Below are 23742 nucleotides of genomic sequence, written 5' to 3'. Positions count from 1 at the left end.
CCGGCCAGGTGCGGCGCAGCCAGTCGTAGCCGCTGAAGGAGAGGTCGCCCGCGGCTGAGCCCCGCTGAGTGGTGGGCTTTGGGGTGATGCTCGTTGCCTACCGGTCGCCTTCTGGGAGGGCGACGGTCTCAGTATCGCTGGTGGGGTAGAGCTTGGCCATGGATCCTTCGCAGAGGTAACGGCGTTCGTCGACCTGCCACTCGTCGTGGGTGTCGGCCAGGACGGCCCCGATCAGGCGGATGACGGCGGCCACGCCCAGGAAGATTCCGACGACGCGGGAGCGTCGCTTGATCTCCTTGTTGAGCCGCTCGAGGGGGTTGCTGGACCAGATCTTGCGCCAGTGCTCGCGCGGGAAGGTCGCGAAGGCGAGGACCTCGGACTTGGCGTCGTCCATCAGCGGGCCGGTCTTGGGGTACCGGCTCGCGAGGTCGTCGCGGACCTTGTCCCACTGCTTGGCCATGGAGGCCAGGTCGGGTTGGGCGAAGATGGTCCGGAAGACCGCGGCGACGAGGCCGGCGTGCTGGTCGGAGATGACCAGTTGCACACCGCCCAGGCCGCGCTTGCGCAGGCCGGTCAGGAACGCCCGCCAGAAGACCTCGTCCGCCCCCGCAAGCGGGAGGTACCCCCAACTGTCGCCGACGCCCAGGCCCAGGATCTCCCGGCGGCCGTGCTCAGTGACACCGGTCGCGATGACCACCGCCTTGGACACGACCATCGCGGCTCGGTGCGCACGTGCAGGTACCCTCGCGTCGAGGTAGACGTAGGGGAAGCGGGCATGATCCAGGCGACGGGTGCGGAACGCCCCCACGGACTCATCCAGACCGGCGCAGATCCGCGACACCTCGGACTTCGAGATCCCCGTCCCGCCCAGGGCCACCATCCACGCCGTCACCGGCGCGAAGTGCATCCAGCAGGTCGGACACGGCAGACTGGGAAGGGGTCATCGGTGAGATCTCCTCTGGTGAGTACTTGGCGGTACACACCTGGGGGCACTGATCGGCGTGGGGGATGCATCGACCGCCGGCTCCGAGTGGACATCGAAGCCGCAACGGCCGCCCACGTGGACGGCGCGGGAAGGGCGAGCGGTCTAAGCGTGTAGCGGAGGCGAGTGCGCCGGGGCCGACTTGGACCGCTGTCCGCCATGTCGCCTCGCCGTGTCGTGAGACCCTCCCGCAGGAGAGCGGCATGCGCGGTGGCCAAGACGAGTCATGAGGCGCCAGCCATGATGCACGAACCGGTCCGGACGTCTCTTATTGGGCTGTTTGTGCAGGTCAGCGCGTTGCAGTGGGAAGTCTTGTCAACAGGTTGATGGACGATGTCCCCGCGCCGCTCCAGCACCTAGGCAGAGACGGGTGTGCAACGAGAGTCAGCGACCTCGACGGTCTAGCAGCAACGCCGCAGTATTCAGGGCACCCCATGCCAGCGGCACGCCCGCAAGCTTGCCGCGCGCCGACTGCGGCCCGGTGGAGCTCAGGATCGCCGCGTCACCCACGTCCCCACTGATGCGCAGCACGGCGGCGACGGGCGCCATACCGGGCACGAAGGCCAGCGCCGACGTGCTCAGGTCGCGCACGGCATACGTCCACGCGAGCCGGTCCGTCGCACGGGCGGCTTCGCCACTCTCTTCCAGCGCGTGAGAGAGGTGACGTGGGCGGAGGGCGGCGAAGACGGCATACCCCGCGGTGCCCAGCGCCATGGCCTTGGTCAGCGGATAGCTCATCGCTCCACGGTAGGACCGCCCGTTGCGTCTCGCCCGGCGGAGCGCTCCACGGGCAGACCAGTGCCAGCCGTCTCACGCTGCGCCCCGCCACACCCCGGGTGACGATGGAGGCTCCCAACCCCGCGACCCCTACCCAAGGAGAAGCACCATGCTCAGCACCCTCTCGTCCTACGGGGTCCGCTCGGACCACTGCTACGTCGCCGGCTTCGCCTCGATCGGCCTGTCCTTCGTGAGCCACTTCATCTCGCGCGGCAAGGCCGACGACAGCAAGGCCCAGGCCGACCGGTGGGGCCTCTTCGTCGGGGAGTGGGCGCCGACCTTCTTCGCGCTCGGGGTCGCCCTCAAGCTCGAGGAGTCGACGACCGTCCTCTGACGCCACGTCGGGCACCGAGGCGACGCCTCGGGGCCCGCTCGAGTGTGCCCTGCCAGGCCTGGCCTGGCAGGGCACACCTGTTCACCGAGGCCGTCGATGTCCCGCTGTCGACCGGCGCACCACCCCCGCGCCTGGATCTCGACATGCACGACTCACGGTCGCAGACTGGCGCCATGGACATCACCATGCGGGTCGTCGTCTTCGACGCGGCGGACCCGGAGACCGAGGCCACGTTCGGGGCCACCCTGCTGGGCGGCACCGTCGACCACGAGGAGGACGACTGGTGGTCGGTCCGCGTCGGAGACGACGAACCCGTCTGCGTCCAGCTCGCTCCGGACCACCAGCCGCCGCAGTGGCCCGACGGCCTGCCGCAGCAGGTCCACCTCGACCTCGTTGTCCCTGCGCTCGGCCCCGCGCACGACGAGGCCATGGCCGCTGGAGCGACGCTGCTCCAGGTGGCTGACAAGCCCGACGCCGAGCACGGCTTCCAGGTGTATGCCGACCCCGCGGGCCACCCGTTCTGCCTCTGCTGGTGAGTCGGTGACCCACCTCGGGGACGAGGAGCGGCGGCGCCGTATCGCCGTCCGCCACGGGCTCCACCCGCAGCACCGGTATGCCGACGCCCTAGCCTGCGCGCGCGGAATCGCCGCGCTGCACGCCACCGACGCCTCCACCGTCGACCTGGCGCTCGCCGCCCGTGTCGAGGGATCCACGCCCGGGCGCTGGCTCGGCGACGTCGAGCCCGACCTGCGCGCCTTCGGCCCCGCCACCGGCGCGCTCGCCGCCGAGGCGGGTCGCCTCACCGATTGGCTCGCCGGGCGGGTCGTCACCAACGTCTACGCCGCCAAGCAGGCCGCCGGCCGGGTGCTCGGCTGAGGGGCGGGCGAGCCCGCGCATACCCTGTCGTCATGGACATCCGCGACCTGCGCCCGGAGGAGGGCGAGGGCGACCCCGCGCCCCCGACGCACCTGCCGCCACTCACCGGCCAGCACGTCGCCGGCGCGCGCAGCTGGACCGGGCTGACCTACGCGATCCTCTACGGCTACCGCTACCTCACGCTCGACCTGCACGTCCCCGAGGGCGTCGAGCGGCCGCCGCTGGTGGTCTGGATCCACGGCGGCGGGTGGAACGAGGGCGACCGGCGCTACCTCCCGCTGTGGTGGCCGCAGCAGTCGCTCTTCGAGAAGGTCGTCGCCTCGGGGATGGCGGTCGCGACCATCGACTACCGGCACCTGCGCGAGGCGGTCTTCCCCGCGTGCGTCCACGACGTGCACGCGGCGGTGCGCTACCTCGTGCGGTATGCCGACACTCTCGGCGTCGACGCCTCGCGCCTGGGGTTGTGGGGCGAGTCGGCGGGCGGTCACCTCGCGTGCCTGGCGTCCTTCGTGCCGCCCCGCGTTGCCGCTGGTGGGGTGGTGGACGGGGTGGACCTCGTCGGATCGGTCGGGGTCGGCGGACCGCAGCCGACGCCCGAGGCGCTCGTCTCCTGGTATGCCCCGAACGAGCAGTTCCGCGACTTCCTCGCCGGGTGGGACGGGCAGGGCGCCGACCCGGCGATCGTCGACGCGCTGCTGCCGGTGTCGCAGGTCAGCGCTGCCGCGCCGCCGACGCTCGTCGTGCACGGGACCGACGACCGGGTCGTGCCGCTCGCCGACGCCCACCAGATCCACGGGGCGCTCCGCGGTGCCGGGGTCGAGGCGGAGCTGTCGGTCGTCGAGGGTGCGGACCACTGCTTCGTGGGGCGGCCGATCGGGCCGATCCTGGACGAGTCGGTGGCCTTCCTGGCGCGGCACCTGGGGGCGGAGGGGGCGGCCCGATGACGTGGACCCGGCACCGGCCCAAGGCGCTGTCCTGGGCGCTGCTGCTCGCCTTCGTGCTGGTCATCGGGCTCACGATCGCGCGCTACGTCGGTGGCGAGGTCTCCGTCGGCGACGACGTGCTCGGGCTGGTGCTGCGATTGGCGGTGCTGGTCGTGGTGGTCGTCGCCTACCTGCGCTCGGGCGGCAGCACGACCGCCTCGACCGACGGGCTCGTCGTGCACAACGGGGTGCGCGCCACCGAGGTGCCCGCCGCCGCGATCAAGGGCGTCGAGGAGGACCCACGCCGGGGTGGGGCCGTGGCGACGCTCGCGGCCGGGGGAGCGGTCGAGCTGCCCGGCGTGCCGGCCGCCGACGTGCGCCAGGTGCGGCGCGTGCTCAAGGGGCGCTGAGGCGACCGCCGGGGCACACTGGGAGCCCCGACGAGAGGAGTGGTCATGGCGATCAGGACAGGCACGACGGTGCGCTGGGAGTGGGGCGACTCGCACGCCGAGGGCACCGTCACCGAGGTGCACCACGACAAGGTCAGCCGGACCACCAAGGGCAACACGGTGACCCGTAACGGCAGCGAGGACGACCCCGCCTACGTCATCGAGCAGGACGACGGCACCACGGTGCTCAAGCTGCGCAGCGAGGTCGAGCGCGCGGAGTGAGCGGGCGGCATACCTCTGCAGGCGCGTGAACGCCCCCGACCCGGCGCGGGAGTGGCTCATGCAGCCGCGCTGGCTGCCCACGATGCGCGCCGCCATCGGGGTGGCGGTGGTGCTCAGTGCGGTCGCCGCGCTCGCCGTCGCGTGGCCCTGGCGGGTGGTCGAGGTCGTGCTGGCGCTGCTGTGGCTCGGGTATGGCATCTTCCTCGTCTGGGCGAGCCGGCGCGAGCGCAGTGGCACCCGGCTGGAGCAGGACGCGCTGGTCGTGACCGCGGGGCGTGAGGTGGAGCGGCTGCCCCGGGCGGACATCCTCGACCTGCGCACCGACCAGCCGGGGGAGCGGGCCTGGCGGGTCCAGGCGGTCCACCGCGACGGGCGGCTCATCACGCTGCTCGCCGTGCCGCCGGGAGAGCTGGACCGGCTGCGGCGCTGGCACGTGGGCGCCGGGTGACCGTCGATCTCTGGCCATGGGCGGACTCTCACGGTCGGTGGCGCTGCGGGCCGGGCGGGTGACCGTGGTTCTGCTGCCATGGGCGGACTCTCACGGTCGGTGGCGCTGCGGCCGGGCCGGGTGACCGTGGTTCTGCTGCCATGGGCGGACTTCCACGGTCGGTGGCGCTGCGGCCCGGCTGGGTGACTGTGGATCTTTTTCCATGGCCGGACATCCGCAGTCAGGCGGTGGGGTCCGGGGCGCGCCTGTCGGTGGGTCCGCATACGCTCAGTGCATGAGCATCGGGAGCATCGCGCGGACCGTCGGCCGGCTCGCCCTGGGCGGCACGCTGATCTTCACCGGGGTCTCGCACCTCACGGTGGCACGCGAGGAGTTCCAGGCGCAGGTGCCCTCGTGGGTGCCCGTCGACCCCGACCTCGTCGTGGTGCTCTCTGGCGTGGCCGAGGTCGGGCTCGGGGCGGCGCTCGTGGCGCTGCCGCGGTGCAAGGTGCCGGTCGGGTGGGCCACCGGGGCCTTCTTCGTCGGGATCTTCCCAGGCAACATCGCGCAGTACGTCGAGGGCAAGGACGGCTTCGGCCTCGACACCGACCAGGCGCGTCTCACCCGGCTGTTCTTCCAGCCAGTGCTCGTCGCCTGGGCGCTGTGGTCGACGGAGGCGTGGAAGACGTGGAGGGAGGGGCGCCGGAACAGCTGACGGGTATGCCCGGGCCGGGCTGCGACCTCAGCGCGGGGGCATGCGCAGGGCGCCGTCGAGGCGGACGACCTCGCCGTTGAGCATCGGGTTGTCCACGATGTGGGCGACGAGGGCGGCATACTCCTCGGGCTTCCCGAGCCGGGAGGGGTGCGGGACCATCGCCTCGAGCGAGTCCTTCACGTCGTCGCCGAGGCCAGCCATCATCGGCGTCTCGAAGACGCCGGGGGCGATGGTCATGACCCGGATGCCCTTGTCCGCGAGGTCGCGGGCGGCGGGCAGGGTGAGCCCGGCGACGCCGGCCTTGGAGCTGGCGTAGGCCGCCTGCCCGATCTGGCCGTCGAAGGCCGCCACGCTGGCGGTCATGACGATGACGCCGCGATCGCCGTGCTCGGCCAGGTCGGGCTCGTTGGCGACCATCGCCGCCGCCGCGAGGCGCAGCACGTTGAAGGTGCCGACGAGGTTGATCTCGACGACGGTGCGGTAGGCGTCGAGGTCATGGACGCCGCGGCGCGACAGGATGCGGCCCGGCGTGGCGACGCCGGCGCAGTTGACGACGATCCGCAGCTCGCCGAGGTCGGTCGCGGCCCGGACGGCAGCGGCCACCTGGTCGGCGTCGCGCACGTCGGCGGGCGCGAAGGCGACGCGCCCCTCGCCGTGCCCCCCGGAGAGCTCACCGGCCAGCTCCTCCCCGCGACCACCGGGCAGGTCGACGAGCAGGACACGCGCCCCGGCGTCGAGCAGCCGGCGGGCGCTCTGCTCGCCGAGCCCGCTGGCGGCTCCGGTGACGAGGGCGACGGTGCTGTCGGTGATCTGCATGCTCGGTCCTTTCGGGGGCGCGGTGCGTCCAGTGTGGCGGAGGTTCCGGTCGGGCGGGAGCCGCTCAGCGGCTGTCGGTCAGCAGGTGGCGGGAGATGACGACTCGTTGGATCTGGTTGGTGCCCTCGAAGATCTGGGTCACCTTGGCCTCGCGCATGAGCCGTTCGACCGGGAAGTCGGTGGTGTAGCCGTAGCCGCCCAGCACCTGTACCGCGTCGGTCGTGACCTTCATCGCCGCATCGGTGGCGACGAGCTTCGCGATCGAGCACTCCTGGCTGTGCGGCTGCTCGGCGTCCTTGAGCCGGGCGGCGTGCAGATAGCTCGCCCGCGCCGACCCCACGGCTGCGGCCATGTCGGCCAGGAGGAAGGCGAGGCCCTGGTTGCTCGCGACGGGCCGGCCGAACTGCTCGCGCTCCTGGGCGTAGTCGGTCGCGACCTCGAGCGCCCGCTGCGCCAGGCCGGTGGCCGCGGCGGCGATCCCGAGGCGGCCGGCGTCGAGGGCGGCGAGCGCGATCGGCATACCCTGACCCTCCTCACCGATGCGGTGCGAAGCGGGGACGCGCACGCCGTCGAAGAGGACCTCACGCACGGTGTCGCAGTGCAGGCCCATCTTGCGCTCGGGCTCGGCGAAGGTCAGGCCCTCGGCGTCGGCGGGGACGTGGAAGCAGGACAGGCCGCGGCTGCCGTCGTCGGAGGTCCGCGCGAAGACCGTGTAGTAGTCGGCGTGACCGGCGTGGCTGATCCACGACTTGGTGCCGGTGAGGACGTAGTGGTCGCCGTCGCGCACGGCGCGGGTCCGGATCGAGGCCACGTCGGAGCCGGCCTGCGGCTCGGACAGGCAGTACGCGCCGAGCCGGCCGCCGGAGAGCATGCCGTGCAGCCACCGCTCCTGCTGCTCGGCCGTGCCGAAGGTGGCCATGGGGAAGGCGGTGAGCGAGTGCACCGAGACGCCGACCGCGATCGACATCCAGCCGCGCGCGATCTCCTCGACCGCCTGGAGGTAGACCTCGTAGGGCTGGGCGCCGCCGCCGAACTCCTCGGCGTAGGGGAGGGAGAGCAGCCCGGCCTGGCCCAGCATCGCGAAGACCTCCCGCGGGAAGCGGGCGGCCGCCTCGGCCTCGTCGACCTGGGGCAGCAGCTCCTCGTCGGTGATCTCGCGGACCAGCGCGAGCAGGTCGGCGGCCTCCTCGGTGGGCAGGACGCGGGCGACGGGCGCGTGGCCGGAGACGGGTGTCGCGCGGGCGGCGGGCGGCATACCCGGCACGCTAGCCCTGGACGTCGCGTCACCACCTAACCGACCGACCGCGCGGTCGGTGTCGGGTCGGGGGAAGGCGGGCTCAGGCGGGGTAGGTGTGGACCTCGGTCGCCTTCACGCCGGCCCACAGCTCCCGCCCGGTGGTGATGCCCAGCGCGGCGACGGCGCCGATCGTCACCTCGGCCACGAGCGGCACCTCACCGGCGAGGTGGATGCGCGCCCGTTGGCCGGTGACGCTGACCGCCTCGACCGTGAGCCGCCACAGGTTGCGGGCCGAGGTCGTCGGGCGGTCGGTGAAGAGCGCCACGGCCTCCGGGTTGACCGTCGCCCAGACCCGGTCGCCCTCGCCGGCGCCGTCCGGCGGCTCGGCCAGGACGAGCCGCGCCGCTCCGCCCTGATGCCCGGTGAGCGCGACCGCCCAGCCACCGTCACCCGTGTCGGTGGCTGTACCTGTGCCGGCCCGGTACGTCACCTCCATCGCCCGGGCGACGGACGCGTCACGCCACTCGCGCACCAGCGTCCCGGAGAGCAGGTTGAGACCGACGAGCGAGGCGACGTATGCCGTCCGCGGCCGGGCGACCACCTCGCCCGGTGTCCCGGTCTGGGTGACCCGCCCGGCCTCGAGGAAGACGAGCTGGTCCGCGAGGGTCAGCGCGTCGAGCGGGTCGTGCGTCGTCAGCACCGTCACCCCGGGGTAGTCGCGCAGCCGGTGGGCCAGGTCGGCGCGGGTCCGCGACCGGGTCTCGGGATCGAGCGCCGACAAGGGCTCGTCGAGCAGCAGCAGCTCGGGATCGGTCGCGAGCGCGCGAGCCAGGGCCGCGCGCTGGGCCTGCCCGCCGGACACCTGGCCCGGACCTCGGCCCGCCAGGTCCGTCAGGCCGACCCGGTCCAGCTCCTCCCGGGCACGCTCGCGGGCCTGGGCCCGCGGCATACCTCGTGAGCGGGGACCGAAGGCCACGTTGTCCAGCAGCGTCAGGTGCGGGAAGAGCATCGGCTCGGCGAGCACGAGCCCGACGCTGCGCCGCTCCGGCGCCCGGCCGCGACCGGCGCGGGCCCACTCCTGCGACCCGAGGCGCACGTGCCCGTCGGTCAGACCGACCAGCCCCGCGAGCCCGAGGAGCGCGGTGGTCTTGCCCGACCCGTTGGGCCCAAGCAGCGCGGTCACGCCGTGCGGCGCGCGCAGCTCCGCGTCGAGCACGAAGTCGCCCCGGTCCATCACCACCCGGGCGTCGAGCACCAGCGCGGGTATGCCGGTGCGCACCCCGCGTCGGCGCTCACCGCAACCACCGGCTGCGCAGTGCGCCCAGCACCAGGACGCTCACCGTCAGCATCACGACCGACAGCGCGAGCGCCGCCTGCGGATCCTGCTCGAGCGCGGCATACACCCCGAGCGGTGCCGTCTGCGTGCGCCCCGGGAAGCTGCCGGCAAAGGTGATCGTCGCGCCGAACTCGCCGAGCGCACGTGCCCACGCCAGGGCCGAGCCGGCGGCGATGCCGGGCAGCACCATGGGGACGGCGACGGTGAGGAAGGTGCGCACCGGACCGGCGCCGAGCGTCGCCGCGACCTGGTCGTAGCGGCGGTCCAGGCCGCGCATCGCGCCCTCGACGGAGACGACGTAGAACGGGAGGGCCACGAAGAGCTCGGCCATGACCACGGCGACCGTCGTGAACGGCACGCTGATCCCGAACCACGACTCGAGCGGGCCGCCCAGCACCCCTCGCCGCCCCCAGGCGAGCAGCAGCGCCACGCCACCGACGACCGGCGGCAGCACCAGGGGCACGGTGACCAGCGCGCGGGCCCAGGCGGTGAGGCGGCTGTCGGAGCGGGCCAGCAGCCAGGCGAGCGGTGTGCCCAGCAGCCATACCAGCACCATCGTGACGCTCGTCGTCACGGCGGACAGGCGCAGCGACTGACCGACGACCGGCGCCGAGAGGTGGGTGGTCAGGCCCGCCCAGTCGGTGCGCAGGAGCAGCGCGACCAGCGGCAGCAGGATGAAGGCGAGCCCGATGCCGGCGGGTATGCGCAGCGACCAGCCCGACCCACGCCCGGCCGGGCGGTCCGCGACCACCGTGCGCGGATGTCGGGTCGTCCCCGGTGTCACGGGTCGGTCGGGGCCGCGCCGAAGCCCGCGTCGGTGAGGGTCCGCTGGGAGGTGTCCGAGAGGAGGTGGTCGACGAAGGACCGGGCCAGCTCCTGCTCCGAGACGGCCACGGCGGGGTAGTGGTTGACGACGTTGCGCTCCTCGGGGATCGCGACGCCTCGTACCCGGTCTGCCGCGGCGGCGACGTCGGTGCGGTAGACCAGCCCGGCGTCGACCTCGCCGAGCTCGACCTTGATGAGCGTGGCCCGCACGTCCGGCTCGTAGGAGGCGATCTGCACGGTGATGTCCTGCCTCTCGAGCAGGGTGGCGGCCGCCTGCCCGCACGGCACCTGCTCGGCGCAGGCCACCACGGTGAGCCCGTCCTGGGTGAGGTCGTCGAGGCTCTCCACGGCGCCGGGGTTGTCCACCGGCACGGCGATCTCGAGCTGGTTGGTGGCGAAGATCGTGACGTCCCCGTGACGGTGCTCGTCGGCCAGCGGCTCGAGCGAGGACTCCCCGGCCAGGGCGACGACGTCGGCCCCGGCGCCCTCGTTGACCTGCTGGACCACGGTGGAGCTCGCGGCGAAGCTCAGCTCCACGTCGACGCCCGGATGATCGCCCTCGAAGCCGTCGGCGATCGGCTCCAGCACGTCGGTCAACGAGGCCGCCGCGAGCACGGTCAGCGTCAGTGCCTCGGCCGGCTGGCCCGCGCTGTCCTGGCCCGCTGCGCAGGCGCCGAGCGGGAGGGCGGCGAGAGTGAGTGCGGGTGTCAGCGTGCGCAGGGGGGAGGAGGCTCGGCGGTCCGCGACCCGAGGTATACCGGCGCGCCGGGGGTGGCGTTGTCGTCGGTTGCCCGCCCCGTTCACGCCGGCAGCCCCACGCTGACGTTGGTCGCCTTGACGCTGGCGATGGCGACCGAGCCGACCTCCAGGCCCATCTCGCGCACCGCCTCGGTCGAGAGCAGCGAGACCAGCCGGAACGGACCGGCCTGGATGTCGACCTGCGACATGACGGGGTCGCTGACGATCCGCGTCACCACTCCGCGCAGCTGGTTTCGGGGCGAGGAGAGGCCGACCGCGCCCACCTCGGCCGGGTGCGCCTGCTGCTGCGCGAGGGCGGCGACGTCGGCTCCCTCGACGACGGCCCGCCCGCCGGCATCCTTGACGCTGGGCAACCGTCCTGCCTCGATGGCCCGCCGGACCGTGTCGGGGGACACCCCGAGCAGCTCGGCCGCCTCCGAGACACGCATCTGCGTCATACAAGGCAATCTAGACGCGCATCTGCGCCGGCACAAGGCCCTGTGGTCCTTGCTCACTCCTCGCGGGCCAGCTCACTCCCCGAGGGGTCGGAGCTCCGGCCGCTTGGCCGTGATCGCGTCGCCCGAGGAGCGGCCGGTGAGGCGCCGCTGCACCCAGGGCCCGGCATACTCCCGCGCCCACCGCGCATGCCCGCGGAGCGTCTCGACGGTCCCGGCCGGCGCCTGCGGTGGCAGCGCGCCCGCCAGTCGGCCTCGTCGGCGGTGTGCCCGAGCGCGACATAGGCGGTCAGCGCGATCCGGCGGTGACCCTCGGGCGTCATGTGGATCCGGTCCTGCGCCCACATCCGCCAGTCCTTGAGGAAGTCGCACGCCCACTGGTTGAGCACGAAGCACCCGTGCCGCTGCGCGATGGACCAGATGTGCGCGATGTATGCCGCTGCCCGCCCCCGGGTGCGGCCGATGATCGGGGCGCCGGACGGGTCGGTGGGGGTCGCCATGAGCACGTCCGCGCCGGTCGCGCGCGCCCGGGCGACGGCCGCGTCGAGCTGCGCGGCGAGGTCGTCGATGTCGGCCTTGGGGCGCAGGATGTCGTTGCCGCCGCCGACGATGCTCAGCAGGTCGGGCTGCAGGGCGAGGGCGGCGTCGAGCTGCGGGCCGGCGACGTCGGCGAGCTTGCGGCCGCGCACCGCGAGGTTGGCGTAGGAGAAGTCGTCGACGTGCGACGAGAGCAAGGCCGCGAGCCGGTCGGCCCAGCCGACGTAGGCGCCGGGCGTGGCCGGGTCGGGGTCGCTCATCCCCTCGGTGAAGGAGTCGCCGATCGCCACGTAGCGGCCCCAGGCGCGCGGCTCGGGCCGGACGCTGCCGGCCTGCCCGTGGACCGTCGGGCCGACGTCGCCGTGGACGAGGCGCAGCGGGTGCTCGGTCGTGTCGCGGTCGCTCACGGCAGCCTCCAGTCGATCGCCTCGCCGCCCTGCTGGCGCAGCAGCTCGTCGGCCCGGCTGAACGGCCGGCTCCCGAAGAAGCCGCCCCGCGCCGACAGGGGCGAGGGGTGTGCGCTCTCGACCCGGGGCACGTCGCCGAGCCGGGAGGCGAGATTGCGCGCGTCTCGGCCCCACAGGATCGCGACGAGCGGTCCCCCGCGGCGCACCAGTGCGTCGATCGCCAGGTCGGTGACCTTCTCCCAGCCCTTGCCGCGGTGGCTGGCCGGCGTGCCCGGGCGCACGGTGAGCACCCGGTTGAGCAGCATGACCCCCGCATCGGCCCAGGGGGAGAGGTCGCCGGTGGTGGGGCGAGGTATACCCAGGTCGTCGACGAGCTCGGTGTAGATGTTCTGCAGGCTGCGCGGCACGGGGGAGACGTCGGGCGCCACGGAGAAGCTGAGGCCGACGGCGTGCCCGGGCGTGGGGTAGGGGTCCTGCCCCACGATGAGCACGCGCACGTCCTCGAGCGGCCGGGTGAAGACGCGCAGCACGTGGTCACCACCGGGCAGATAACCGCGGCCGGCCGCCACCTCCCCTCGCAGGAACTCGCCCAGCTCGGCCACGGTCTCCTCCACGGGCGCGAGCGCCTCGGCCCAGCTCGGGTGCACCAGGTCGCGCAGGGGGGTAGGGGTCACCACGCCAGGGTATGCCCGCCCCCGCCCCCCGCCCCCCGCCACCCGTCGCCCCGCGCCCGCCGAGCCACCGGGCGTCGCTTGTGGTTGCCGGCCCAACCATTCGCGGCGCTCGGTGGGGCTGACAGCAACCATTCGCGGCGCTCGGTGGGAAGGAGGAGGGGATGGGAGTGAGGAGGGGGCGCCAGGGAGGAGGGGCGGCAGGGAGTAGGAGGGGACGCGCGCGGGCAAATGACACGGCTGTAAGTCGTGTGCCCTAGACTGGCTCTCGATCCGGCCAGATCGAGCGTTGTGACGAGAGGACATCACCCATGGGCGCTGCCAGGCACGTGCAGCAGGTGGAACCCCCCGCCGGCCTGTCCGAGCGGGACCAGGAGATCCTCGACTTCGAGAACCGTCACTGGACCTATGCCGGCTCCAAGGAGCAGGGCATCAAGGACCTCTTCGACCTGAGCTCGACGCGCTACTACCAGCTGCTCAACCAGCTCATCGACGACGAGGCCGCGCTCGCCTACAAGCCGCTGCTCATCAAGCGCCTGCGCCGCGACCGGTCCCGCCGCCAGCGCACCCGCTCGATGCGCCGGCTCGGCATCGAGAGCTGACGCGCGACACCCGCCAGGCCCACTGCCCATCCGGGCGGTGGGCCTTGTAGTTTGTGCGGACGATCACCGGCTGCGAGGAGGCAGGCAGGGATGTTGACCGACGTTCAGATCGCGCAGGGGGCCACGCTCGAGCGGATCGCCGACATCGCGGCGGGGCTGGGGCTGACCGAGGACGAGTTCGAGCCCTACGGGCACGACAAGGCCAAGATCGCGCTGCAGGTGCTCGATCGCCTGGCCGACCGGCCGGACGGCAAGCTGATCCTGGTCACGGCGATCAACCCGACCGCCGCGGGGGAGGGCAAGACGACGACCAACGTCGGCCTGTCCATGGCGCTCAACCGGATCGGCGCCCAGGCCATCACCACCCTGCGCGAGCCCTCGCTGGGCCCGTGCTTCGGCATGAAGGGCGGCGCCGCCGGCGGCGGGTATGCCCAGGTCGTCCCGATGGACGACATCAACCTGCACTTCACCGGCGACTTCCACGCCATCACCTCGGCACACAACCTGCTCGCCGCGCTGCTCGACAACTCGCTGCACCAGGGCAACCCGCTGGGCCTGGACCCCAAGCGCATCACCTGGACCCGCGTCCTCGACATGAACGACCGCGCCCTGCGCAACATCGTCGTCGGCATGGGCAAGAAGGGCGACGGGGTGGTGCGGGAGTCCGGCTTCGAGATCACCGTGGCCAGCGAGATCATGGCGGCGCTGTGTCTCGCCACGGGGTTGGAGGACCTCAAGGAGCGCTTCGGGCGCATCGTCGTCGGCTACACCTACGACAAGGAGCCGGTGACCGCCGGGCAGCTCGAGGCGGCGGGCGCCATGGCCATGCTCATGAAGGACGCCGTCAAGCCCAACCTCGTCCAGACCCTGGAGAACACCCCGGCGATCATCCACGGCGGCCCCTTCGCCAACATCGCGCACGGCAACAACTCGGTGCTCGCCACCCGCACCGCGCTCAAGCTCGCCGACTACGTCGTCACCGAGGCCGGCTTCGGCGCCGACCTGGGGGCCGAGAAGTTCTTCGACATCGTCTGCCCGGCGGGCGGCCTGCGCCCCGACGCCGCCGTCATCGTCGCCACGGTCCGCGCGCTCAAGCTCAACGGCGGTGCGCCGAAGTCCGACCTGGGCACCGAGGACGTCGAGGCCCTGGGCGCCGGGCTGGCGAACCTCGAGCAGCACCTGGAGAACCTCGCGAAGTTCGGCGTCCCCGTCGTCGTCGCGCTCAACCGCTTCCCGAGCGACAGCGACGCCGAGCTCGACCTGGTGCGCGAACGCTGCGGCCAGCTCGGGGTGGAGGTGGCGCGCTCGGAGGTCTTCACCCGCGGCGGTGAAGGCGGCGAGGAGCTCGCCCGCGCGGTCGTCCAGCTGTGCGAGCGGGGCAGCGACTACGCGCCGCTGTATGCCGCGGACGCGGACCTGCAGACCAAGATCGAGACCGTGGCACGCGAGGTATACCGCGCCGACGGCGTCTCCTTCGCCCCGGCCGCGCAGACGCAGCTGACCCAGCTCACCGAGCAGGGGTACGGCGACCTGCCGGTCTGCATGGCCAAGACGCAGTACTCCTTCTCCGACGACCCGACGCTGCTCGGGGCGCCCCGCGGCTTCACGATCACCGTCCGCGAGCTGGTCGTCAACGCCGGCGCCGGCTTCGTCGTCGCCCTCACCGGCGACATCATGCGCATGCCCGGGCTGCCGAAGGTCCCCGCTGCGCTCGGCATGGACATCGCCGAGGACGGCACCATCACCGGCCTGAGCTAGGCCCAGATCACCACGATCACCGCCGTCGTGACGAGCAGGACGATCGAGAGCACCCGGTAGTTCGCCCAGACCGCGGTGCCCTGCAGCGCCTGGCTCTCCTCGGTCCAGTAGTCGCTCTTCCACGTGAGCTCGGCCGTCTTGGACTCGTCCGGCGAGGGCCCGAGCAGACTGATGACGACCAGCAGCAGCACCGAGGCCGCCGTGCTGATGCCCGCGGCGTAGAGGAACTGGATCGAGGGCTCCTCCGGCAGCACCTGGGTGAGGATGAACATCAGCAGCCCGAGCGGCTGCATGATCACCAGCGTGAGGAAGGCCGCCGTGGCGCTGATCCGCTTCGAGGCGATGCCGACGAGGAAGACCGCGACGACCGGCGGCACGAGGAAGGACAGCACCGACTGCAGGTAGTTGTAGAGCGTGTCGAACTGGGCGATGAAGGGCGCCCAGACGATCGCCACGACCAGCGCGACGACGGTGGCGACCCGACCGGTGAGCACCAGGCCGCGCTGCGAGGTGTTGGGGCGCAGCGTCTTGACGAAGTCCATCGTCACGATCGTCGAGGCCGAGTTGAGGATCGAGTCGACGGTCGAGGTGATCGCCGCGATGACGGCCGCGAGGATGAGGCCGCGCAGGCCCACCGGCAACAGGTCGAAGACGAGCGTCGGGAAGACCGTGTCGGGACTCTCGAGGTTCGGGTACAGCGAGAGCGCCATGACCCCGGGGAAGATGAAGAGGAAGAGGAAGGCCAGCTTGATGAAGCCGGCCAGCAGCGAGCCCCACCGGCCGTGGTCCAGCGACTTCGCACCGAGGGTGCGCTGCACGACGAGCTGGTTGGTGGTCCAGTAGTAGAGCCCGACGATGAGCACCCCGGTGAGCAGCCCCGGCCACGGCAGGTCGGGGTGGTCCGCGGGCAGGATGAGGCTCATCTTCTCGTCACCCGCGACCTGCGCCATGGAGTCCCACGACTCGATCGCATTGAAGGTCGCGATGAGGACGATCACGCCGCCCAGCAGGGTGACGGTCGCCTGGATCGAGTCGCTCACCATGACCGCGCCCAGCCCGCCGATGACGGTGTAGATCGCGGCCAGGATGGCGAGCACCGCGACCGAGACGATCATCGGGATGTCGGGGTAGAGCACCTTGACGACGACGGCGCCGGCGAAGAGCGCGGCGGCCATGTCGATGAACATGTTGGCGAAGAGGTTGAACCCGGCGAAGGCCATCCGCGCCCGCCGGTCGTAGCGCTGCTCGAGGAACTCCGGCAGCGTGAAGACCTTGGAGCGCAGGTAGAACGGCAGGATGAAGAAGATGAAGACGACGAGGATGATCGCCGACATCCACTCGTAGGCGAAGATCGAGATGCCCTGCTCGTAGGCCCCGCCGGCCAGCCCGACGAAGGTCGCGCCGGACATGTTGGTCGCCACCAGCGAGAGCCCGACGAAGGGCCAGATGAAGTTGCGGCCCCCGAGGAAGTAGTCCTCGGAGGCGTCGCTCTCCTTGCCGCTCGCCTCGGCCTCGGCGTGCGCCTTCTTCTGCATCCGGGAGCCGACCACCAGCGGGATGATCCGGCTGAGCACGAGGTAGCCGATGATGACCGAGAGGTCGAGCGCGCGGACGGTGAAGTCCGGCATACCTCCTCCGGCGTCGGCGAGCGGGAGCATCACGTCGGCGGTCATCGGGTCTCCTCCTCGGTGCGGACGACGAGCACGGCGCAGGGCGCGTGCCGGACGATGCCCTCGGCGTCGTTGCCGAGCAGGACGCGCACGAAGGCGTTCTGCCCGCGGCTGCCGATGACGACGAGGTCGGCGTCGATCTCGTCGCGCAGGCGCAGGATCTCGTCGGTGGCGCGGCCGGTGCGCAGGTGGCTGCCGGCGACGGCGACGTGCGCCCCCTGCAGCTGGCTGACCGCGTCGGCGAGCACCGGTCTGGCCTCGGCCGCGACCCGTTCGCGCAGCGAGGGGCTCAGCGGCGTCGGGTTGGTCCACGGCGAGACGAGGGCGACGTGCACGACGTGCACCTCGGCCTCGGTATGCCGCACCAGGTCGATCACGCGCTCGCGGGCGAGGGCCGCGCTGGGCGAGCCGTCGGTCGCGAGCAGGATCCGGGTCGGGAACATGTGGTGCCTCCCCTGGGCAGGTCGTGTCGGCGCTGACGGGACCCAGCCTGACAAGCCGGCGCCGTCCGCGCCCGCCGAAATGACGCGGCGTCAACTCGGCTCCGGGCCGCCGCGCGCCGGGCAGCCCGTAGACTGGCGCGGCATGAGTGAGGCGACCTGGCGAGAAGTGGCTCCGGGGGTCCACGTCCGTCGGCACGAGGAGCTCAAGCTCAACTGCGGCCTGGTCGTGGGGGAGAAGCGCTCGCTCGTCGTCGACACCCGCAGCTTCCACGCGCAGGGCCAGGACCTGCTGGAGTCGGTGCGCCGCATCACCGACACCGAGCTGGTCGTGGTCAACACGCACGCGCACTACGACCACTGCTTCGGCAACGCCGCCTTCCGCGACTCCCAGATCTATGCCCATTCCGGCGCGGCCGAAGGGCTGCGGCGCACCGGGGAGCACCAGCGGCAGCAGGTGGTCGACCACCTGCGCTCGACCGACCGCGAGCACCTCGCCGAGCAGGTGGAGGACACCGAGATCGTGCTTCCCTTCTACCTCATCGAGGACGACACCGCGCTCGACCTGGGTGGTCGGACCGTCGAGCTGCAGTATGCCGGGCGCGGGCACACCGACCACGACCTGGCGGTGGGGGTGCCCGACGCCGGGGTCGTCTTCGCCGGCGACCTCGTCGAGGAGGGTGCCGACCCGGCGATGGAGGACGCCTTCCCGATGGAGTGGGCGCCGACGCTGCGCTCGCTGCTCGGGCGCGCTCCGGGGAGACGGCGGACACCTGGGTGCCCGGGCACGGCCACGTCGTGGACCGCACCTTCGTCGAGGCGCAGGCCGAGCAGCTCGCCGCCATGGCCGAGCGTTTCACCGAGGTGCTGGGCACCGGGATCGCCGGCGTGGACTCGCTGGCCAACGCGGGCCGCGGCCTCGGTCTCGGCGAGGACACGCTCCGGCTGGCCGCTGTCCGGGCGCTGGAGCTGCGGCACTGATCCCCGCCCGGGGACCGGGCGATCCACGGTGGTGGCGCCGGCCGGCCCGGGCGCGGCACTGACACGCATACCGGCCGCGTCATTTGCACTCGGAGGCCCCGAGTGCTCATCATGGACCTAGCACTCTCACCACGAGAGTGATAATCCGACCGGCCTGTCGAGGGTCGGGAGCCGGGGAGACCAGATCCCCGCGCCTCCGGCTCGTCCGTCGCGGGCGGCACCCGGTCACCCGTCCATCCGCATGTGGAGGAAGCAGCTCAGATGGCCAAGACCATTGCTTTCGACGAGGAGGCTCGCCGCGGGCTCGAGAAGGGTATGAACACCCTTGCCGACGCCGTCAAGGTGACCCTCGGCCCCAAGGGCCGCAACGTCGTGCTCGAGAAGAAGTGGGGCGCCCCCACCATCACCAACGACGGTGTGAGCATCGCCAAGGAGATCGAGCTCGAGGACCCCTACGAGAAGATCGGCGCCGAGCTGGTCAAGGAGGTCGCCAAGAAGACCGACGACGTCGCCGGTGACGGCACGACGACGGCGACCGTCCTGGCCCAGGCCATGGTGAAGGAGGGCCTGCGCAACGTCGCCGCCGGCGCCAACCCGATGGCCCTCAAGCGGGGCATCGAGGTCGCCGTGAAGGCCGTCAACGACGACCTGCTCGAGATGGCCAAGCCGGTGGAGACCAAGGAGCAGATCGCGCAGTCCGCGTCGATCTCCGCGGCCGACACCGAGATCGGCGGCATGATCGCCGAGGCCATGGACAAGGTCGGCAACGAGGGTGTCATCACCGTCGAGGAGTCCAACACCTTCGGGCTGGAGCTGGAGCTCACCGAGGGTATGCGCTTCGACAAGGGCTACATCAGCCCCTACTTCGTCACCGACACCGAGCGCATGGAGGCCGTCCTCGAGGACGCCTACGTGCTCGTCGTCAACTCCAAGATCTCCTCGGTCAAGGACCTGCTGCCGCTGCTGGAGAAGGTCATGCAGTCCGGCAAGCCGCTGATGATCATCGCCGAGGACGTCGAGGGCGAGGGTCTGGCGACCCTGGTCGTCAACAAGATCCGCGGCAACTTCAAGTCCGTGGCCGTCAAGGCCCCGGGCTTCGGTGACCGGCGCAAGGCCATGCTGGCCGACATCGCCATCCTCACCGGCGGCCAGGTCATCTCCGAGGAGGTCGGCCTCAAGCTGGAGAACGCCGAGCTCGACATGCTGGGCACCGCCCGCAAGGTCGTCGTCACCAAGGACGAGACCACCATCGTCGAGGGCGGCGGCGACGCCGACCAGATCGCCGGCCGCGTCTCCCAGATCCGCACCGAGATCGACAACTCCGACTCCGACTACGACCGCGAGAAGCTGCAGGAGCGGCTGGCCAAGCTGGCCGGCGGCGTGGCCGTCATCAAGGCGGGCGCGGCGACCGAGGTCGAGCTCAAGGAGCGCAAGCACCGCATCGAGGACGCCGTGCGCAACGCCAAGGCGGCCGTCGAGGAGGGCATCGTCGCCGGTGGTGGCGTCGCCCTCATCCAGGCCTCCCGCGCGTTCGACGGGCTGTCCGTCGATGGCGACGAGGCCACCGGTGCCAACATCGTCAAGGTGGCGATCGAGGCTCCGCTCAAGCAGATCGCGATCAACGCCGGTCTCGAGGGCGGCGTCGTGGCGGAGAAGGTCCGCAACCTCACTCCGGGCGAGGGCCTCAACGCCGCGACCGGTGAGTACGGCGACATGCTGGGCTTCGGCGTCGCCGACCCGGTGAAGGTGACCCGCTCTGCGCTGCAGAACGCCGCCTCCATCGCCGCGCTCTTCCTCACCACCGAGGCGGTCATCGCCGACAAGCCGGAGAAGGCCCCGGCCATGCCGGCCGCGCCGACGGCGGTATGGGTGGCATGGACTTCTGATCGATCCCGTGATCAGACGCTAGGCGCGCCCGCGTTCCTCGCGGGCGAACCACCACCGACGGGCGGTCCCTCCACTGCGGAGGGGCCGCCCGTCGGCCTGTGCCGGGGAGCTCGCGACGGCGGGGCTGGGGACCCCTGCGCCCGCGACGCCTGCCACGGCGCGCGGCGGTGCCGTCACTCGGGGTAGGTCGCTCGACCCGGACATCTCACCCGGCAGCGGTCACGCCGGGGTGAAGCGGGTGCGGTTGGTCTGCTCGACCAGCTCGTAGTCCTGGCCGGCTGTGCGCAGCGTCGTGGAGATCTGCTGCAGCGAGGTGCGGACCTTCTCCTGGGTAGCGCTCCAGTCCTGGGTGACGCTGTGGAAGCTGCCGGCCGCCGACCCGCGCCAGCAGTCCTGCAGCGCGTTGAGCTTGGCCATCATCGCGCGGACCTCTCCCTCGATGCTGGTGGCGATGCGCTCGATGTCGCCGGAGGCGGCGGCGATCCGTGCCGTGTCGACGGCGAAGGTGTTGCTCATGGGTTCCCTCCCTCGTGACGGTGGCCGGGTGGCCACCTCGTGCCTCCGACGCTAGGCGGTGTCGCACCCGCTCCGCAGAAGTTGTCCACAGGTAGGGTCTGCGGTCATGACCGTCCTCGTCGACCCGCCGCTGTGGCGGGCCCACGGCAGGCTCTGGTCGCACCTCGCGAGCGACATCTCGCTCGCCGAGCTGCACGCCTTCGCGCAGCGGTCGGGCATCCCTTGGCGGTCCTTCGAGGGCGACCACTACGACATCCCCCAGGAGCGGTATGCCGAGGTCGTCGCTGCCGGGGCGGTCGAGGTGAGCGGCACCGAACTGGCCCGGCGGCTGCGGGACAGCGGGCTGCGCTTCCGCAAGCGCAAGGGGGAGCGGCCGCTGGCCCGGGTCGAGGACGGGCTGGCGGGGGCCGCGCCGACCCCGCACCTGCTGGAGGTGGTCGCCTCCCCGCTGGAGCGTCTCGGCGCCGGGGCGTCGGTGGTGCTGGCCCGGGCGCAGGGGGTCCCGGAGCGCATGGCCCTCGTGCGCAACTCGACCCGGGAGGCTGGGGCGCCCCCGGCGGCAAGCGCGAGGTCACCGATGCCTCCGCGCGGGCGGCGGCCGTGCGCGAGGTCGCCGAGGAGATCGCGGTCGAGCTGGAGCAGGAGCGGCTGGTCGCCGTGGGCTACCAGCGGATCACCCTGCCCCCCGGGCACGGCGCCCGCAGCTGGGACGAGGGCGACAACTACGTCCAGGTGTATGCCGCCACGCTGCCCTCCCCGGTCCCGCTGCGGCCGGACGGGGTCGAGGTGCTCGAGGCGCGCTGGCTGAGTCTGGCCGAGGCGCGGGGTGTCGCGGGCCAGGCTGCCTGGTGGCCGCTCGCCGAGTGGTGGTGGGCCCGGGGGTAGGGCTCCGCAGGTCGTGCCTCCGGGCGGGGTGGGGCTGCGCAGGCCGGCTGGCCGTCCGCGGGGGTGGGGCTCCGCAGGTCGGGCCTCGGGGGTGGGCCTACGCAGGTCGTGCTCGGGGTGCCCGCGGGTCGCACCGCCGACGGGCTCGGCGTCCGTGGGTGAGGCACCGCCACCGGCGGGAGCTGTGCCACATGAGTCACACGGACCCCTCGGGCACCCGGCTGCGGGGAAAGTCGCGCGAGCCGGGGTGATTTCCCCGGCGTCGGGACACGTCTCCGCAGTGCGGGGCGCGTGTGGCGTGCGGGACCGGTGGTGTCCGGCCGGGCCGTCGACCTCACCTGGGTCACGCTCGCCCCATAGGCATCCCGCTGCGGGGAAAGTCACGCGAGCCGGGGTGATATCCCCGGCGTCTGGCAACGTCTCCGCAGTGCGGGGCGCGTGTGACACGTAGGACAGATGAGGTGACGTTCCTGCTCGCCACCTGGCCGCAGCCCCAACGCAGCGGTGTGGGCGCTCAGGCCCGCCGCAGCCCCACCGAAGCGGCGTGGGCGCTCAGGCCCGCCGCAGCTCCGCCAGCTCGGCCTGCAGGTTGGCCCGGGCGCGGGCGTCCCAGTGCTCGTGCGCGTGCCCGGTCCGGTAGAGCCGCTCGCGCCCGGCCAGCGGCCCCATGACCCCGAGGCGGCCGGCGCGGAACGCGTCCTCGGGCACGTGGGCGTACTCCTCGCGGACCTGGGCGCGGTAGGCGGCATACCGCGGGGGCGGCGCCGAGAGGATCCAGAGGTCGGCGTCGTGGACGGCGTCCGTGGCGGCACCACCCTCGCCGGGACCCTCGTGGTCCAGCGTCATGACCACGCCGGCCTCGACGGCGTCGACCGTGCCGTCGTCGACGCCGAGGCGGTGCAGGTGGTCGCGGGCCAAGGTGGCGCTGCGGTGCTCGTTGCTGCCGGGCCTGGCGCGGGGGTCGTAGGCGAGGTCGTGGTACCACCCGACGGTCCGCGCCACGAGCGCCTCGTCCGCGTCGACCGCACCGGCCTCCTGCAGCTCGTCGAGGGCGGCCAGGATCTCGGTGAGGTGCTCGGTCGTGTGGTAGCGCCGCTGCGGCTCGGACCAGCCGCGCAGCAGCAGCGACCCCTCCGCCAGCCACAGGTCGCGGCCCGCCTCGGGCGCGAGCATGGCGGCGTCGGCGAGCCAGCGGTCGAGCAGGGCCTCGGCGGGGTGCGTCACCCGGCCACTCTGGCACGAGCCAGGGCGACGCCCGCGTGCGCCCCGACGGGCAGCGCGCGACTCCGCGGGCGCATCGTGCGACATGCGCCCGCGTGGTGCCCGTCCGACGAGACGCACGGTTGAGGGCCCGAGCCGCCTTCGACGTCCGCGGGCGGCACGCCCCACCGGCGCCGGGGTGGTGATACACGGACGGGACGGCGTGCCGTGCGACGATCGGGCGGTGCTGCCGACCCAGCTGGACGCCGAGGGGTCGCCGACCTGGCCGCCGCCCACCCCGGGTGGTTCACCACCGCCGGGTATGCCGTGCCGCCAGGCCGCCCGCAGGTGCGCCTCCTGGGGCGGGGCGAGTCGTGCGCGGTGTGGGAGGTCGAGCCAGGTCTGGCCGTGCGCGTGCCGCACCGGCCGGTGCACGAGCTGCCGCTCGGCCTGGACGCCGAGCTGGACCTGCTCACCCGGGTGCCCGCGGACGCCGACCTCGCCGCCCGCCCCGTGGCGGTGCGGCTGCCGACGGAGGGCGACCCCACGGCATACCTCGTGAGCACGGCGGTCCCGGGTGAGGTGCGCGCCCCCGCCGACTGGACCGACGAGCTCCTCGCGGCCCTCGCCCGCGCCCTGGCCCGCCTGCACGTGGGCGGTCGCACCGAGGGACTCCCCGCACCGGCAGCCCCGGACCCGGTGGCGGCCGCGCACGCCGCGCGCGACTGGTGGCGCGAGCACGAGCCGGGCCCGGCGGCCGTGCTGGACCCGCTCTGGCCCGCGGTGCTGCGCCGCAGCGAGCAGAGCCTCCCGGCGTTCGGCTCGGTCGAGCCCGCCCTGGTCCACGGCGACGCCTGCCTGAGCAACGTCGTCGTAAACGGCGGTGTCCCCCGGCTCATCGACTGGGAGTGGGCCCACGTGGGCGACCCCGCGCGGGACCTGGCGTTCTCCGGCGGGCCGGTGCACGCCGACCCGTGGTACGCCCCGATGGACGAGCGCCGCGTCCGCGCCCAGGCGCAGGCCTACGCCCGCGAGCGCGAGCGGCTCGGGGCCCCGGTCGACCTCGGGCCGCTGCT

25 protein-coding genes and 4 pseudogenes are annotated in these 23742 nt (G+C 72.7%); 15 read left to right on the top strand and 14 right to left on the bottom strand.

Going from position 1 to position 23742, the window contains the following annotated elements:
- Nucleotides 1-97 precede the first annotated feature (97 nt).
- Both BJF80_RS14210 and BJF80_RS14205 read right to left on the bottom strand, forming a co-directional pair.
- A pseudogene (locus BJF80_RS14210) lies at nt 98-880 on the bottom strand (transposase); the annotation flags it as partial.
- A 486-nt stretch (nt 881-1366) separates the two neighbouring features.
- The gene (locus BJF80_RS14205; RefSeq protein ID WP_075814568.1) at nt 1367-1720 is read right to left on the bottom strand and encodes a hypothetical protein; all 354 of its coding nucleotides are present in this window, start codon (nt 1718-1720) and stop codon (nt 1367-1369) included.
- A gap of 148 nt (nt 1721-1868) precedes the next feature.
- On the opposite strand from BJF80_RS14205, the gene BJF80_RS14200 reads away from it, so the two are divergent.
- From BJF80_RS14200 to BJF80_RS14165, 8 genes are all read left to right on the top strand, one after another.
- Entirely contained in the window at nt 1869-2093 is a 225-nt protein-coding gene (locus BJF80_RS14200; RefSeq protein ID WP_075814566.1) for a hypothetical protein, read from the top strand.
- Nucleotides 2094-2266: 173 nt separating this feature from the next.
- Nucleotides 2267-2629, top strand: a complete 363-nt coding sequence (locus BJF80_RS14195; RefSeq protein WP_075814745.1) for a VOC family protein — start codon at nt 2267-2269, stop codon at nt 2627-2629.
- A gap of 4 nt (nt 2630-2633) precedes the next feature.
- The gene (locus tag BJF80_RS14190; protein WP_075814562.1) at nt 2634-2969 is read left to right on the top strand and encodes a hypothetical protein; all 336 of its coding nucleotides are present in this window, start codon (nt 2634-2636) and stop codon (nt 2967-2969) included.
- A 32-nt stretch (nt 2970-3001) separates the two neighbouring features.
- The gene (locus tag BJF80_RS14185) at nt 3002-3913 is read left to right on the top strand and encodes an alpha/beta hydrolase (protein WP_075814560.1); all 912 of its coding nucleotides are present in this window, start codon (nt 3002-3004) and stop codon (nt 3911-3913) included.
- Entirely contained in the window at nt 3910-4302 is a 393-nt protein-coding gene (locus BJF80_RS14180; RefSeq protein WP_075814558.1) for a PH domain-containing protein, read from the top strand. Before BJF80_RS14185 ends, BJF80_RS14180 begins: the two co-directional genes overlap by 4 nt.
- 45 nt (nt 4303-4347) lie before the next feature.
- Nucleotides 4348-4563: a hypervirulence associated TUDOR domain-containing protein gene (locus tag BJF80_RS14175; protein WP_075814743.1), complete on the top strand. Its 216-nt coding sequence runs from the start codon at nt 4348-4350 to the stop codon at nt 4561-4563.
- Nucleotides 4564-4588: 25 nt separating this feature from the next.
- On the top strand, nt 4589-5011 hold the full coding sequence (locus tag BJF80_RS14170) for a hypothetical protein (RefSeq protein WP_075814556.1): 423 nt from the start codon (nt 4589-4591) through the stop codon (nt 5009-5011).
- A 274-nt stretch (nt 5012-5285) separates the two neighbouring features.
- A complete protein-coding gene (locus BJF80_RS14165) occupies nt 5286-5705 on the top strand; it encodes a DoxX family protein (RefSeq protein WP_075814554.1) in 420 nt (139 codons plus the stop codon).
- Nucleotides 5706-5732: 27 nt separating this feature from the next.
- On the opposite strand, the gene BJF80_RS14160 is transcribed toward BJF80_RS14165, so the two are convergent.
- The 8 genes from BJF80_RS14160 to BJF80_RS14125 all read right to left on the bottom strand — a co-directional run bounded on the left by BJF80_RS14160 (nt 5733) and on the right by BJF80_RS14125 (nt 12730).
- The gene (locus tag BJF80_RS14160; protein ID WP_075814552.1) at nt 5733-6521 is read right to left on the bottom strand and encodes an SDR family NAD(P)-dependent oxidoreductase; all 789 of its coding nucleotides are present in this window, start codon (nt 6519-6521) and stop codon (nt 5733-5735) included.
- Nucleotides 6522-6585: 64 nt separating this feature from the next.
- A complete protein-coding gene (locus tag BJF80_RS14155; protein WP_075814550.1) occupies nt 6586-7776 on the bottom strand; it encodes an acyl-CoA dehydrogenase family protein in 1191 nt (396 codons plus the stop codon).
- Between the two features lie 82 nt (nt 7777-7858).
- A complete protein-coding gene (locus BJF80_RS14150; protein WP_237767638.1) occupies nt 7859-9037 on the bottom strand; it encodes an ABC transporter ATP-binding protein in 1179 nt (392 codons plus the stop codon).
- 13 nt (nt 9038-9050) lie between these two features.
- The gene (locus BJF80_RS14145) at nt 9051-9845 is read right to left on the bottom strand and encodes an ABC transporter permease (RefSeq protein WP_202817229.1); all 795 of its coding nucleotides are present in this window, start codon (nt 9843-9845) and stop codon (nt 9051-9053) included.
- A 29-nt stretch (nt 9846-9874) separates the two neighbouring features.
- Nucleotides 9875-10723 (bottom strand): molybdate ABC transporter substrate-binding protein, encoded by an 849-nt coding sequence (gene modA, locus BJF80_RS14140; protein ID WP_202817228.1) that lies wholly within the window; start codon nt 10721-10723, stop codon nt 9875-9877.
- Nucleotides 10720-11115 (bottom strand): TOBE domain-containing protein, encoded by a 396-nt coding sequence (locus BJF80_RS14135; protein WP_075814546.1) that lies wholly within the window; start codon nt 11113-11115, stop codon nt 10720-10722. The genes modA and BJF80_RS14135 overlap by 4 nt, the downstream gene beginning before the upstream one ends.
- A gap of 53 nt (nt 11116-11168) precedes the next feature.
- The gene (locus tag BJF80_RS14130) at nt 11169-12056 is read right to left on the bottom strand and encodes an SGNH/GDSL hydrolase family protein (RefSeq protein ID WP_321166416.1); all 888 of its coding nucleotides are present in this window, start codon (nt 12054-12056) and stop codon (nt 11169-11171) included.
- Nucleotides 12053-12730: a uracil-DNA glycosylase gene (locus BJF80_RS14125; protein ID WP_075814737.1), complete on the bottom strand. Its 678-nt coding sequence runs from the start codon at nt 12728-12730 to the stop codon at nt 12053-12055. The genes BJF80_RS14130 and BJF80_RS14125 overlap by 4 nt, the downstream gene beginning before the upstream one ends.
- Nucleotides 12731-13038: 308 nt before the next feature.
- On the opposite strand from BJF80_RS14125, the gene BJF80_RS14120 reads away from it, so the two are divergent.
- Both BJF80_RS14120 and BJF80_RS14115 read left to right on the top strand, forming a co-directional pair.
- Entirely contained in the window at nt 13039-13329 is a 291-nt protein-coding gene (locus BJF80_RS14120; RefSeq protein ID WP_075814544.1) for a DUF3263 domain-containing protein, read from the top strand.
- Between the two features lie 90 nt (nt 13330-13419).
- On the top strand, nt 13420-15087 hold the full coding sequence (locus BJF80_RS14115; RefSeq protein ID WP_075814542.1) for a formate--tetrahydrofolate ligase: 1668 nt from the start codon (nt 13420-13422) through the stop codon (nt 15085-15087).
- Here the strand turns inward: BJF80_RS14115 and BJF80_RS14110 are convergent.
- Both BJF80_RS14110 and BJF80_RS14105 read right to left on the bottom strand, forming a co-directional pair.
- Nucleotides 15084-16760, bottom strand: a complete 1677-nt coding sequence (locus BJF80_RS14110) for a sodium:solute symporter family transporter (RefSeq protein WP_083673702.1) — start codon at nt 16758-16760, stop codon at nt 15084-15086. The genes BJF80_RS14115 and BJF80_RS14110 overlap by 4 nt on opposite strands.
- Entirely contained in the window at nt 16757-17200 is a 444-nt protein-coding gene (locus BJF80_RS14105; protein WP_075814540.1) for a universal stress protein, read from the bottom strand. Before BJF80_RS14105 ends, BJF80_RS14110 begins: the two co-directional genes overlap by 4 nt.
- A gap of 142 nt (nt 17201-17342) precedes the next feature.
- Here BJF80_RS14105 and BJF80_RS14100 point away from each other — a divergent pair, with 142 nt between their 5' ends.
- A complete protein-coding gene (locus tag BJF80_RS14100) occupies nt 17343-18299 on the top strand; it encodes an MBL fold metallo-hydrolase (protein ID WP_158068547.1) in 957 nt (318 codons plus the stop codon).
- Nucleotides 18300-18439: 140 nt separating this feature from the next.
- Nucleotides 18440-20064, top strand: a pseudogene (gene groL, locus BJF80_RS14095) (chaperonin GroEL).
- A gap of 220 nt (nt 20065-20284) precedes the next feature.
- Here the strand turns inward: groL and BJF80_RS14090 are convergent.
- Nucleotides 20285-20581, bottom strand: coding sequence for a WXG100 family type VII secretion target (locus BJF80_RS14090; RefSeq protein WP_022925154.1), 297 nt, complete (start codon nt 20579-20581; stop codon nt 20285-20287).
- A gap of 106 nt (nt 20582-20687) precedes the next feature.
- On the opposite strand from BJF80_RS14090, the pseudogene BJF80_RS17910 reads away from it, so the two are divergent.
- Nucleotides 20688-20858: pseudogene (locus tag BJF80_RS17910) on the top strand (DUF4031 domain-containing protein); the annotation flags it as partial.
- Nucleotides 20804-21466, top strand: coding sequence for an NUDIX domain-containing protein (locus BJF80_RS21280; protein ID WP_321166420.1), 663 nt, complete (start codon nt 20804-20806; stop codon nt 21464-21466). The pseudogene BJF80_RS17910 and the gene BJF80_RS21280, both read left to right, overlap by 55 nt.
- 552 nt (nt 21467-22018) lie before the next feature.
- Here the strand turns inward: BJF80_RS21280 and BJF80_RS21665 are convergent.
- Complete coding sequence (locus tag BJF80_RS21665) at nt 22019-22690, bottom strand: HD domain-containing protein (RefSeq protein ID WP_075814534.1); 672 nt, start codon at nt 22688-22690, stop codon at nt 22019-22021.
- Nucleotides 22691-22894: 204 nt separating this feature from the next.
- On the opposite strand from BJF80_RS21665, the pseudogene BJF80_RS21660 reads away from it, so the two are divergent.
- Nucleotides 22895-23653 (top strand): annotated as a pseudogene (locus BJF80_RS21660) (phosphotransferase family protein); the annotation flags it as partial.
- Between the last annotated feature and the right edge of the window lie 89 nt (nt 23654-23742).

This window comes from Serinicoccus sp. CUA-874, from assembly GCF_001942225.1.
In the GTDB taxonomy this organism is placed as follows: Bacteria; Actinomycetota; Actinomycetes; order Actinomycetales; family Dermatophilaceae; genus Ornithinicoccus; species Ornithinicoccus marinus.
This window is presented reverse-complemented; position numbering and strand designations above follow the sequence as displayed.

Excerpts from the sequence above, each read along its gene's own strand:
- BJF80_RS14090 (WP_022925154.1), bottom strand. The coding sequence starts at position 20,581 with ATGAGCAACACCTTCGCCGTCGACACGGCACGGATCGCCGCCGCCTCC.
- BJF80_RS14105 (WP_075814540.1), bottom strand. The coding sequence starts at position 17,200 with ATGTTCCCGACCCGGATCCTGCTCGCGACCGACGGCTCGCCCAGCGCG.
- BJF80_RS14135 (WP_075814546.1), bottom strand. The coding sequence starts at position 11,115 with ATGACGCAGATGCGTGTCTCGGAGGCGGCCGAGCTGCTCGGGGTGTCC.
- BJF80_RS14165 (WP_075814554.1), top strand. The coding sequence starts at position 5,286 with ATGAGCATCGGGAGCATCGCGCGGACCGTCGGCCGGCTCGCCCTGGGC.
- BJF80_RS14155 (WP_075814550.1), bottom strand. The coding sequence starts at position 7,776 with ATGCCGCCCGCCGCCCGCGCGACACCCGTCTCCGGCCACGCGCCCGTC.
- BJF80_RS14110 (WP_083673702.1), bottom strand. The coding sequence starts at position 16,760 with ATGACCGCCGACGTGATGCTCCCGCTCGCCGACGCCGGAGGAGGTATG.
- BJF80_RS14100 (WP_158068547.1), top strand. The coding sequence starts at position 17,343 with ATGAGTGAGGCGACCTGGCGAGAAGTGGCTCCGGGGGTCCACGTCCGT.
- BJF80_RS14160 (WP_075814552.1), bottom strand. The coding sequence starts at position 6,521 with ATGCAGATCACCGACAGCACCGTCGCCCTCGTCACCGGAGCCGCCAGC.
- BJF80_RS14180 (WP_075814558.1), top strand. The coding sequence starts at position 3,910 with ATGACGTGGACCCGGCACCGGCCCAAGGCGCTGTCCTGGGCGCTGCTG.
- BJF80_RS14200 (WP_075814566.1), top strand. The coding sequence starts at position 1,869 with ATGCTCAGCACCCTCTCGTCCTACGGGGTCCGCTCGGACCACTGCTAC.
- BJF80_RS14115 (WP_075814542.1), top strand. The coding sequence starts at position 13,420 with ATGTTGACCGACGTTCAGATCGCGCAGGGGGCCACGCTCGAGCGGATC.
- BJF80_RS14120 (WP_075814544.1), top strand. The coding sequence starts at position 13,039 with ATGGGCGCTGCCAGGCACGTGCAGCAGGTGGAACCCCCCGCCGGCCTG.
- BJF80_RS14195 (WP_075814745.1), top strand. The coding sequence starts at position 2,267 with ATGGACATCACCATGCGGGTCGTCGTCTTCGACGCGGCGGACCCGGAG.
- BJF80_RS14175 (WP_075814743.1), top strand. The coding sequence starts at position 4,348 with ATGGCGATCAGGACAGGCACGACGGTGCGCTGGGAGTGGGGCGACTCG.
- BJF80_RS14185 (WP_075814560.1), top strand. The coding sequence starts at position 3,002 with ATGGACATCCGCGACCTGCGCCCGGAGGAGGGCGAGGGCGACCCCGCG.
- BJF80_RS14205 (WP_075814568.1), bottom strand. The coding sequence starts at position 1,720 with ATGAGCTATCCGCTGACCAAGGCCATGGCGCTGGGCACCGCGGGGTAT.